General features: G+C 63.4%; 10 protein-coding genes. All 10 read right to left on the reverse strand.

Annotation, left to right across the window (positions count from 1 at the left end; translation table 11 throughout):
* Nucleotides 1-22 precede the first annotated feature (22 nt).
* Nucleotides 23-802, reverse strand: a complete 780-nt coding sequence (locus BOO71_RS22540; RefSeq protein ID WP_075836308.1) for an ATP-binding cassette domain-containing protein — start codon at nt 800-802, stop codon at nt 23-25.
* Nucleotides 799-2,022, reverse strand: a complete 1,224-nt coding sequence (locus tag BOO71_RS22545; RefSeq protein ID WP_075836310.1) for a sugar ABC transporter permease — start codon at nt 2,020-2,022, stop codon at nt 799-801. The genes BOO71_RS22540 and BOO71_RS22545 overlap by 4 nt, the downstream gene beginning before the upstream one ends.
* Nucleotides 2,023-2,117: 95 nt before the next feature.
* A complete protein-coding gene (gene xylF / locus BOO71_RS22550) occupies nt 2,118-3,152 on the reverse strand; it encodes a D-xylose ABC transporter substrate-binding protein (RefSeq protein ID WP_075836312.1) in 1,035 nt (344 codons plus the stop codon).
* A 205-nt stretch (nt 3,153-3,357) separates the two neighbouring features.
* Nucleotides 3,358-4,434: a LacI family DNA-binding transcriptional regulator gene (locus BOO71_RS22555; protein ID WP_075836314.1), complete on the reverse strand. Its 1,077-nt coding sequence runs from the start codon at nt 4,432-4,434 to the stop codon at nt 3,358-3,360.
* On the reverse strand, nt 4,427-5,575 hold the full coding sequence (locus BOO71_RS22560; RefSeq protein ID WP_075836316.1) for a Gfo/Idh/MocA family protein: 1,149 nt from the start codon (nt 5,573-5,575) through the stop codon (nt 4,427-4,429). The genes BOO71_RS22555 and BOO71_RS22560 overlap by 8 nt, the downstream gene beginning before the upstream one ends.
* Complete coding sequence (locus BOO71_RS22565) at nt 5,572-6,579, reverse strand: sugar phosphate isomerase/epimerase family protein (RefSeq protein WP_075836318.1); 1,008 nt, start codon at nt 6,577-6,579, stop codon at nt 5,572-5,574. The genes BOO71_RS22560 and BOO71_RS22565 overlap by 4 nt, the downstream gene beginning before the upstream one ends.
* Before the next feature lie 268 nt (nt 6,580-6,847).
* Nucleotides 6,848-7,801 (reverse strand): ABC transporter substrate-binding protein, encoded by a 954-nt coding sequence (locus BOO71_RS22570; RefSeq protein ID WP_075836320.1) that lies wholly within the window; start codon nt 7,799-7,801, stop codon nt 6,848-6,850.
* A 275-nt stretch (nt 7,802-8,076) separates the two neighbouring features.
* Entirely contained in the window at nt 8,077-9,075 is a 999-nt protein-coding gene (locus BOO71_RS22575) for an ABC transporter permease (RefSeq protein ID WP_075836322.1), read from the reverse strand.
* Between the two features lie 133 nt (nt 9,076-9,208).
* Nucleotides 9,209-10,726: a sugar ABC transporter ATP-binding protein gene (locus BOO71_RS22580; RefSeq protein ID WP_217694933.1), complete on the reverse strand. Its 1,518-nt coding sequence runs from the start codon at nt 10,724-10,726 to the stop codon at nt 9,209-9,211.
* A 386-nt stretch (nt 10,727-11,112) separates the two neighbouring features.
* On the reverse strand, nt 11,113-11,435 hold a 323-nt coding region (locus BOO71_RS22585), incomplete at its 5' end, for an integrase core domain-containing protein (RefSeq protein WP_139323129.1).

Consider the following 11,435-nt stretch of genomic DNA (forward strand, 5'->3'; position numbering starts at 1 on the left):
AGGGTGGCGTCGGGCAGACCGTCTAGACCGTCAGCACATCCCGCCCCGGCAACTTGCCCGCGATGATCATCTCCAGCACCTCGTCCTGCGTGATCTGCGAGGTCAGGGCACTGCCCACCACTTTCCCGTTTTTCATGACGGTCACGCGGTCGGCCAGATCGAACACGTCATGCATGTCGTGGCTGATCAGAAAGATGCCCACGCCCTCGGTCTTCAGCGATTTGATCAGCTCGTTGACCTGATGCGTTTCCTGCGGCCCCAGCGCGGCGGTGGGTTCGTCCATGATCAGCACCCTGGCCTTGAAATAGATGGCCCGGCTGATGGCGATGCACTGGCGCTGGCCGCCCGACAGGTTGAACACGGGCTTCTTGAGGTCCGGCAGGTTGACCTTCAGGCGGTCCAGCACCTTGCGGGCCTCCAGCTCCATCGTGTCCTCATCCAGCGCGCCGCCGCGCAGCAACTCGCGCCCCAGGAAGATGTTGGCCGCCACGTCCAGATTGTCGGCCAGCGCCAGATTCTGGTAGATGGTTTCAATGCCCAGCTTCTGCGCAGTGCGTGGACTGGTCAACTTCACTTCCTGCCCGTTGATCAGGATCTGCCCGGCATCGGCGGTGTACGCCCCTGAGAGCATCTTGATTAAAGTGGATTTGCCTGCGCCGTTGTGACCCAGCAGCCCCAGCACCTCGCCGGGGGCCAGACTGACATTGACGTCTTCCAGTGCGTGGATGCCGCCGAAACTCTTGGAGATGCCGCGCGCTTCTACCAGCGGCGTAACGCTGTTTGGGGAAGAGGCCGCGCTCATTTGGCCCTCCGGCGCTGGAAGATGCCGTCCAGCGTGACCGCCAGCATCAGCACCAGCCCCTGCACCACGTTCTGCCACGCGCTGGGCAGATCAAGCAGCAGCATGCCGTTGATCAGGCTCGCCATCAGAATTGCGCCCAGAAATGCGCCGGGAATGCTGCCGGTGCCGCCTGCCAGCGAGGTTCCGCCAATCACGGCAGCCGCGATCACGCTCAGCTCGGCCAGGGTGCCGGTGGAGTTGGTCCCGGCGTTCAGGCGGGCCGTTTGAATCGCCCCGGCCAGGGCGGCCAGCATGCCCATGATGCCGAAGACCAGAATGGTCAGGCGGGTGGTGTTGATCCCGGCCAGCCGCGCGGCTTCCGGGTTGCCGCCGTAGGCGAACACGTAGCGGCCAAAACGGGTGGCGCGCACCACCCACATCATCACCGCCGTGACCGCCAGCATGATCAGCACGGGTACAGGAATGCCGCGCGCCAGGCCGCTGCGGGGATCAGGGTAGCTGTTCATCACCAGCACGAAGGCCAGCACCAGTGCCAGCGTGACGCCCGTGAAGGCGAATTGCAGGATGGCGGTGCGGTTGGGCAGCCCGCGTCTGGCCCGCTGCTGATAGTTCCGCAGGTCCGTCCACACGATGGCCGCCGCGATCAGCGCGCCCACGCCCCAGCTTGCCGGGCCGCCAATCGAGCCGTTCAGGCCGCCGCCCAGGATCTGGAAGGTCTCGGTCAGGGGCGCAACCGTCTGGCCGCTGGTCAGCAGCCATGCACCGCCCCGGAAGATCAGCAGGCCGCCCAGGGTGACGATAAAGGACGGCACGCCCAGTAGCGCCACCCACGTTCCCTGCAACATGCCGATGCCCAGCCCCAGCAGCAGTCCCAGCGCCAGCGTGAGCAAAGCGCTCCACCACGTATCCTGCGGGAAGACCCGGATGTTAAGAACGGCCATCGCCATGCCTGTAAATCCCAGGATCGAGCCGATGGACAGATCGATGTTCCGCATCACGATGATCAGCACCATGCCGCTGACCATCACGCCCACCGACGCGGTCTGCACCGACAGGTTCCACAGGTTGCGCGAGGTAATGAAAACCCCGCCAGTTAGCAGATTAAAGGCAATCCAGATTCCGGCAATCGCCAGCACCATGAACAGCAGGCGGCCATCCAGGCCCAGTTGCGCCAGTAATCGCTTGGGCGGCGTGGTTGAAACGGTTTTGACACTCTGCATATTCCTCCAGCCCCAGCCGGGCGTGGCACAAAAAGGGGGAAATGACGGGGCGACGGACTGGCCCAGTTCATTTCCCCCTGAGATGATCTAGGGGTTCAGCGGCAGGCTGCCGGGGCCGCAGCGCCCGTCACGCCGTTGCAGATTTCGGCCTTGGTGGCCCACTTGGCGGTGATCAGCGTGCCGAGGTTGGCCTTGGTGATCACGACGGGCTTGAGAAGGATGCTGGACACCGCCACCTTCTTGGGGCCGCCGTTGAAGGTGCTACTGCCCTTGATGGCGTTGACCTTGGTCCCGCCCGCCAGTTGCACGGCGATCTTGGCCGCCTCGGTGCCCAGCGTGCGCGAGTCCTTCCAGACGGTCCCGGTTTGCAGTCCTCTGGCAATCCGGTTCAGGGCGGCCTTGTCGGCGTCCTGACCAGAAACCGGAATCTTGCCCGCCAGCCCCACGCTCGCCAGCGCCGAGACTGCGCCGCCCGCCGTGCCGTCGTTGGAGGCCACCACCGCATCGATCTTGTTCTGGTTGGCGGTCAGCATCTGCTCCATGTTGCGCTGGGCGATCTCGGGCTGCCAGCCCTCGGTGAACTGACTGCCCACGTTCTTGATCGCGCCGGACTTGATCGCCTTATCCAGCACTTCCAGTTGCCCGGCGTACAGCAGCGCCGCGTTGGGATCGCTGGGGCTGCCCTTGATAAAGGCGTAATTGCCCTTTGGCTTGGCGTCCAGAATCATCTTGGCCTGCAAACGCCCGACTTCCTTGTTGTCGAACGAGATGTAAAAGGCCCAGGGGTCTTCAATCAGGCGGTCATAGGACACCACGGGGATGCCGTCAGCCTTGGCCTTGGCGATAGCGGGCAGCACAGCCTCGGTGTCCTGGGCCAGCACCAGCAGCACGGTTGCGCCGCGTGTCACCAGACTCTCGATGTCCGAGAGCTGTTTCTCGTTGGAACTCTGGGCATCGGCACTGATGTACTTGGCCCCCATCTTGTCCAGTTGCGCCTTGATCGCCGCCTCATCGGTCTTCCAGCGCTCCTCCTGAAAGTTGGACCAACTGACGCCCACCACCACCTGTTTCTGTGCCAGTGCAGGCGAGGCGAGAAGGCTCAGGCCGAGAACTGCGGTCAATATGCCCATTCGTTTCATAGAACTCCTTGATTTGGCCTTATAGGCCGATAAATAGACGGGGAAATCCGATATCTCGATAGAATCGAGTCGGAGCGGGAAGACAGACTTTGAAGGGAAGTCCCAGCGGTTTGGGTTTAGGAAAACGATTTCGGTGAGTGAAGTATACGCCTTTCTTCCAAAAGGTCAAGAGGTCACTTATCCGAGGTGAAACGCGTCAGTTCTCAAGACTTTGGAGTTGGGTGGCATTCAACGGTGCGGTGCTGCGGCGCACCAGCAGATGCGGGGACAGCAGCGTCTGCGACACGGGCTTTCCCCTCAGCCGGGCCAGCAGAACGCGCACGCCCTCCGCCGCCATTTCTGCTGCGGGCTGATACACCGTCGTCAGGCCGCCCGCGATGTATTCCGCGCCCAGGATGTCGTCGAAGCCCACCAGCGAGAGGTCGGCGGGAACGCTCAGCCCGGCCCCGGCGAGGGCCTGTACCACCGCCGCCGCGCCCAGATCGGTTTCGGCGAAGACCGCGCTGACCTCGCCCTGTCTGATGGCCTGCACCAGCAGATCACCGTCATGCACGGCAGCCATAGGGGAGAGTCCGGCAGCGGTCATCGCCTCCCGGTAGCCCTGTTCCCTGCGCTGGAAGTGTTCGACACCGCTGGCCTGACCGCCGCCGTAAAAGGCGATGCGGGTGTGCCCCAGCCCCAGCAGATGTCCGACGGCCTGCCGCGCGCCCGCCGTATGGTCCACGTCCACGCTGCTGATGCCCGGCGGCACCCGCTGGGTCCACAGCGCCACCACGGGGAGCGGCAGTTGGGCCAGATCCTGAAGCAACTGATGGCCGCGCAACGGATCGCAACTGACCAGCAGCCCGTCCACCCGTCCGTCCAGATAGGTGTGGTGCAGGCCGCTGCTGCCCGGATAGACCACCAGCGCGGGCACGTTCAGGCTGCGTGCCGCGTCGCTGAGGCCCGCCATGATCGCGCCGTCAAAGGTCCGGCGCACCGCGTTGCTGGTGGTCATGGCCCCCAGCAGACTGTCGGGTTCCGACGCGCCCACCGCTTCCAGCACCACGCCCAGTTGCCCGGTCTGCCGGGTCCGCAGGTTGCGGGCGGCCACGTCCGGCACGTAACCCAGCTCCAGGGCCACCCGCCTGACCCGCTCGGCGGTCTCGGCACGCACTGGATAGTCCGCGCGGCCCGACAGCACCTTGGAAACCGTGGCCGTGCTGACGCCCGACGCGGCGGCCACCTCGCGGATGCTGACGCGCCCGGTTTCCAGCTTGCTCGACTTAGCCACTGCCTTTCAGGCTAACCCAGTTTCCGTTCGCTGCCGCACTTTCCAGCACGCTCGTCATGAATTCCACGCCCTGCACGCCGTCTTTGACCGTGGGGTAATCGGGGTTGACGCCCGCGCCCCGTTCCCGCGCCGCCAGATCGTCGGCCACGGCGCGGTAGATGTTGGCGAACGCTTCGATAAAGGCTTCGGGATGTCCGGCGGGCAGGCGGGTCATGGCATTGGCCGCGCCCCCTGTGCCCGGCCCGCCGCGCGTCAGAATCTGCCGGGGCCTGTCCAGCCCATCAAAAAGGAGGTGATTTGGGTCTTCCTGCCGCCAGCTCAGGCTGCCCTTTGTTCCGAAGACGGACAGGCGCAGGTCATTCTCGCGGCCAATCTCGATCTGGGAGACAGTGAGCACGCCCCTCGCGCCACCTTCAAAACGCAGCAACATGCTGGCGTCGTCGTCCAAACGGCGGCCCGGTACGAAGGCGGTCAGCTCGGCAGCCACTTCTTCCAGCGTCAGCCCACTGACAAACGTCGCCAGTTGCTCGGCGTGGGTGCCGATATCGCCCAGCGCCCCGGCAGGACCGCTGCGGGCCGGATCGGTGCGCCACTCGGCCTGCTTGCCCGTTTGCTCGGTGGCCAGCCAGCCCTGGTGGTATTCCACGATCACCTTGCGGACGCTCCCCAGCTCGCCCTTGCGAACCATCTCGCGGGCCTGACGGATCATCGGGTAGCCGGAGTAGTTGTAGGTGACGGCGAAGGCGGTTCCAGCCTGTTTGACCGCTGCCTCCAACTCCTGCGCCTCTTTTAGCGTGGGCACCAGCGGCTTGTCGCAGATGACGTGAAAGCCCGCCTGCACCGCCGCCAGTGCCACCGGGAAGTGCAGGTGGTTGGGCGTGACGATGCTGATGACCTCCGCGCCGTCCACGCGCCCCTTTTCGCCGTCCAGCAGTTCCTGCCAGGTGCCGTAACTGCGCTCTGGGGAGAGGCCCAGCGCCGCGCCCGATTCTCTGGACCTTTCCGGCGTGCTGGACAGCGCCCCGGCCACCAGCACGTAGCGCCCATCCAGTGCCGCCGCGTGTCGGTGGACAGCCCCGATAAAGGCGTCCTGCCCGCCGCCCACCATCGCCAGCCGAAGGGGGCGCTGATAGTTGCTCACGCCTCTTCCTTGGCGAAGGCCGCGTCAAAGACCACGTCCGACGGCGGGAAATCCAGGCGGCGCGTGTAGGCCGCGCTCTCGGTGCCGCCTGCCACCCGGTCCATGCGGGCGTCCTCCCACTCGATGCTTAATGGCCCGCTGTAGCCGATGTCGTGCAGTGCCACGATGATGTCCTCGAATTTCACGTCGCCGCGCCCCACCGAGCGGAAATCCCAGTAGCGCCGCCCATCGCCGAAGGTGGTGTGGCCTCCGAACACACCTACCTCGCCGCTGCCGTGGCCCCACCACACGTCCTTGATATGGACGTGATAAATCCGTTCTGGGAAGCGGCGCAAAAAGCCCACGTAATCCACGCCCTGATACGCCAGATGGCTGGGATCATAGTTGAAGCCGAAGCGCGGGTGGTTGCCCACGGCGTCCAGGGCACGGGCGGCGCTGGCGGTGTCGAAAGCGATTTCGGTGGGGTGAACCTCCAGCGCAAAGTTCACGTCCACTTCCGCGAACGCATCTAGAATGGGAGTAAACCGTTTGGCGAAATCCGCAAACCCGCGCTCCCAGTACGCCTGATCGGTGGGCGGAAAGGCGTAGAGGCTGTGCCAGATGCTCGATCCGGTAAAGCCGGTCACCACATTCACACCCAGCTTGCGCGCCGCCTTGCCGGTGTCGATGATTTCCTGGGCGGCCCGCACGCGTACACCCTCGGGATCGCCGTCGCCCCAGACGTGCGCTGGGACGATGGATTTGTGCCGCTCGTCGATGGGATCGCACACTGCCTGCCCCACCAGATGGTTGCCGATGGCGTGAACTTGCAGACCGTGTTTGGCGAGCAACTCGCGCACGCCTTCTACGTAGCCGTCTTCTTTCAGCGCACGCTGCACGTCGAAATGATCGCCCCAGCAGGCCAGTTCCAGGCCGTCGAAGCCCATCTGTCTGGCAAGCGGTGCGAGTTCAGCCAGCGGAAGATCGGCCCACTGGCCGGTAAATAAAGTGACAGGTCTTGGCATGGGTCTAGGGTGCCTCCAGGGCAGGGGTGGGGTCAAGTTGGACGCTGGTGTGGCGGGGTGGCTCCCACGGTTAACCCCTCTCCTGCGGAGCTGTACCAGTCCGGCCCTTCGGGCCACCTCCCCTTAGAAGGGAGGCAAGGAGATTGCTGCGCTGAGCGGTCTTTCGCGCTTTCTTGGCTCCCTTTAAGGGGAGCTGGCTGCGAAGCAGACTGAGGGGTTAAAACGTGGGAACCATCCCTTCACACCGAGAAACAAACCTTCCTCATCCTCAGAACGGAGAATTCGGGAAGTAGAACTTGGCGGCGTTGTCCTTGGTCACCAGTTGGCTGGGAATAATCGTGGTCTTGGGCATGGCGGTTTTGGTCATGCGCGATTTGGCAGTCAGCAGCATGGCCTCGCGGATCATGTTGGGCGGGTAGGTCACGTCGGCGGTGATCAGCGGATCGCCGTCCTGCACCTTCTTGATCATTTCCTTCATGCCCGCGCCGCCCAGCACGAATTTGATGTCCTTGCGCCCGGCCTGCTCGATGGCCTTCAGCACGCCCACGGCAATGTCGTCGTCCTGTGCCCACACGGCGTCAATCTTGGGAAAACGGGTCAGGTAATCCTGCATGACTTTGAAGCCGTCGTCGCGGTTCCAGTTGGCGTACTGCCGGTCCAGAATCTTGACGCCCGGGTACTTCTCCTTCATCACCTTATCGAAGGCGTCCACGCGCTGGTTATCGATGACGGTGGCAATGCCGCGCAGCACCACCACATTGCCCTTGCCGCCCAGCGTTTTGCCCACGTATTCGCCACTCACGCGGCCCAGGCCCGGATTGTCCCCGGCCACGTAGGCGTCCTGCGCCTTGGGATCGGTCAGCGCGCGGTCCACCACCACCGTGAACACGCCCTTGTTCTTGAGGTTGGCGACGGGCCGGGTCAGCGGCGCACTCTCCTGCGGCAGAATCACCAGCGCGTTGATCTTGTTGACCGTGTACATGTCCTGAATCTGGTTGGCCTGCTCGTTGGCGTCCTTGGCGGTCTTGACGATCACGGTCAGGCCCGGATACATCTTTTCCAGCTCTGTTTTGGTCTGGTTGGCCCAGTACACCACGCCGCCCGTCCAGCCGTGGTCCGCTGATGGGATGGAGACACCGATGACCTGCTTCGTTTGCGCCAGCGCGGCAGAGGCCAGCAGCGAGAGGGACAGGACGGCGAGTTTTTTCAGGGTTTGAGACATGGTTGGCTCCTTGGTTTTCTATGCGGAGATGGGCGGAAGAACGCGGCGCGGAATATCTTTTTTCCGGGTGATACGGACTCCGATTGAAAGGTGTTAGAAACACCTGGAAATCCGAACGGAGTGAGTGGGAGGAAAACGGGTTCCGGGCATGGAGTGCGGGAATCGGCGCTGTCCCGATTTCTGCGCGAAATAGACGGAATCCGTATGAGGCTTACGTGATCGCACAGACATCTGCTATGGAGGCAACCGAGAAACACAAACCGGTTCCACGGCCTTCATGACCGTTTTCCCCGCTGCAAGAAGGCCACCACAATGATCACGACGCCCTGCACGGCTGCGTTCAGGTACACGCTGATAATCGAGGTCAGGTTCAGCACGTTCTCGATGCTCAGCAGCAAGATCGCGCCCACCACCGTGCCCCAGATGCGCCCGGAGCCGCCTTTGAGTGCTGTGCCACCGATGATGACGGCAGCAATCGCCTCCAGTTCCCAGAGGATGCCGGTGCTGGGGCTGGCGCTGCCCAGTCTCGGCACGTACAGCAGCGTCGCCAGTGCCACGCAAATGCCCTGGATCATGTAGGTGATGACCTTAACGCGGTTTACGTCCACTGCCGCATACCGCGCCACCTGCTCGTTGCTGCCGATGGCCTGCACGTAGCGCCCGTAGCGTGTGCGGTTCAGGATCAGCCCGCCGAGCAGCGCCACCACGGCGAACACGATGATCGGAAACGGCACCCCCAGAATCTTGCCGTAATACACCGGGCTGTAGGCGTCGCTGAGGGTGTTGTTCAGCGAGATGCTGCCGCCCTCGGACAGGTAGGTCAGGACGGCGCGGTAGATGCCCAGCGTGCCCAGCGTGACGATAAACGGCTCGATGCGCCCCCGGGCAATAAAAGTGCCTTGCAGCAGCCCCGCCCCAGCCCCGATGAGCAGAGCACACAGCATCCCAATGGCAATCACGCCAGCCCCGCCGCCACCAGCCCCCAGCGCGTTCATGATCAGGATCATCGAACCGGCGATCAGGGCGGCCATCGAACCCACCGACAGGTCAATCCCGCCGGAGATGATCACGAACGTCGCCCCCACCGCGATGATGCCGATGAACGAGGCGCGCGTCGCCACATTGGACAGGTTGGAGACGGTCAGGAAGTCGCTGTTGAGGGCCGTCGCCACGATCATCAGGGCGATCAGCCCCAGCAGCGGTCCCAGACTGCCCAGTCGGGACAGCAGCGGCGGGCGGGCGGTCTTGGACGTTTCGGCGGAATGTTCGGTCATACGGCCTCTGATTGAAAGGTGTTGGAAACACCTGAAAATCCGAACGGAGTGAGAAGGAGAAAAACGGGTTCCGGGCGTGGAGTGCGGGAATCGGCGCTGTCCCGATTTCTGCGCGAAACAGACGGAATTCGTATCATCTGGGGGCAGCCTCCAGGGCAGAGGAATTAGCTTTCAATCCGGTGGCGTACTGAATCACTTCCTGCTCGGTCAATTCGCTCCCTGTCAGGTTGCCGACGACGCGGCCCTCGCGCACCACCAGCAGGCGCTGGCACAGGCCCAGCAACTCGGTCAGCTCGCTGGAAATCACGATGATGCCCTTGCCTGCCGCCGCCAGCGCCTGAATCAACAGGTAAATCTCGCGCTTGGCCCCCACGTCCACGCCGCGCGTCGGCTCGTCCAGCACGATCACGTCGGGATCGACTTCCAGAATGCGGGCGAGTGCGAGCTTCTGCTGATTGCCGCCGGACAGGGCGCTGGCGGGCACATCCAGCCGCCCGGTGCGGATGCCGTAAGTTTTGACCGCCCCCGCCAGCGCCCGCGTCTCCGCGCCGATGTCCAGCAGGGGCCGCGCGTACTCCTCCAGCGTCATCAGGGTGAGGTTGGGCCGCAACTGAAAGTCCACCAGAAGCCCCTTGCCCTTGCGGTCCTCGCTGAGATACACGACACCCGCATTTGCCGCCTTGCCAGGGCTGTCGATACGGGTGGGACGGCCCGCCACGCGCACCTGACGAACGGTATGGCGGCGCAGGCCCAGCAAGCCCTCGAACAGTTCAGTCCGGCCCGAACCCACCAGCCCCGCAAAGCCCAGCACCTCGCCCGCACGCAGCGTGAAATTGATGTCGTGCGCCCAGCCGGGAACGTCCAGACCCTCGACATGCAGCGCCTCTTTCTCGGCGGGCTGCCCCTTGTCCGGAAACATTTCCTCCAGCTCCCGGCCCACCATCAGGTTCGCCAGATCGTGCGGCGTTTTCCCCGCCGCCGGGCCGCTGAACACCACCGCGCCGTCCCGCAAGACGGTCACCGAGTCGGCCAGCGCCTGCACCTCATCCAGCTTGTGGCTGATGTAGAGAATGGTCACGCCATCGTCCCGCAGTCGGCGAATCAGCGCGAACAGCACGTCGGTTTCGCGGTTGGTCAGGGTGGCCGTCGGCTCGTCCATGACCAGCACACGGGCATTTCTAGCCAGCGCTTTGGCAATCTCTACGAGCTGCTTTTGCGGCACGCTCAGGTCTTTGACCTTGACTCTGGGATCAAGCTGCACATCCAGGCGAGTCAGTGCCGCCCTGGCCTGCCGGTTCATCTCGGCATCGTTCAGCAGCGCGCCGCCCAGTTCCCGCCCCAGAAAGATGTTCTGCGCCACGCTCAGGTCATCGGCCAGGTTGAATTCCTGGTGGATCAGCACCACGCCCCGGCCCTCGGCATCGCGGCTGCTGCGAAAGGTCACGGGCTGTCCTTCCAGTACGATCTCGCCGGAGGTCTGGGGCTGATAGCCGCCCAGAATCTTCATCAACGTACTCTTGCCCGCACCATTTTCACCGATCAGGGCGTGAATCTCGGCAGCTCCGATGTCGAAGCTGACGCCGTGTAGGACCTCTACCGGGCCAAATGACTTTGTGATCTCCCGGAACTGAACGGCAGGCGTGATGGTCACGCGTGCCTCACGCTACGGGACTGGACGGGAACGCAAACAGAATCGGCGTGGCTCCAGATCGGCACAGGGTTCTCCAGAGAGGAAGAGGTGAGGCACGGCAACACGCGAACAGAAGGAGGTGATTAATTTTGAGTAAGCCCACCATAGCATGCCATTTCGGAGAATCGAAATCGATTTCAGTTGCCGCGTTGCTTCCAGCAATCTCAGCATTTTGGCGGCGACAAACATAGCCTGGAAACTTCGGCTGAAGGGACGCGCCTCGCAACTCTGCGGCCAGTGGGCGCATCATACGGACTCCGTCTGTAACGCTTACAAACTGGGAAAGCGCCAGTTTGCCAACTCCACGCCCGGAACCCGTCCTGATCTGTCAAGGGTTTGGTGGAGGCTCAGTTCGGGATGGGGGCTTGCTCCTCAAAGGCCGCCGGGGACCGGTAGCCCAACGCGGAGTGACGACGCTGGCGGTTGTAGAACACCTCAATCCACTCAAAAACTTCTGTTCGTGTCTGGACACGACCCCATTGCGCCTTTCCAAGTTCCAGTTCCGTCTTCAACGTCGCGAAAAAGCTCTCCTGAACGGCGTTATCCCAGCATTCTCCTTTCTCGCTCATGCTCTGAACCGCGTGCAGTCTGTCTAGCGCCTCCTTGTAGACCTCACTCGTGTATTGGCTCCCCCTGTCTGAATGGTGGAGCAGCCCTCCTGGTGGCTGTC

Origin of the sequence: Deinococcus marmoris, from assembly GCF_001949125.1 — a bacterium.
In the GTDB taxonomy this organism is placed as follows: Bacteria; Deinococcota; Deinococci; order Deinococcales; family Deinococcaceae; genus Deinococcus; species Deinococcus marmoris_A.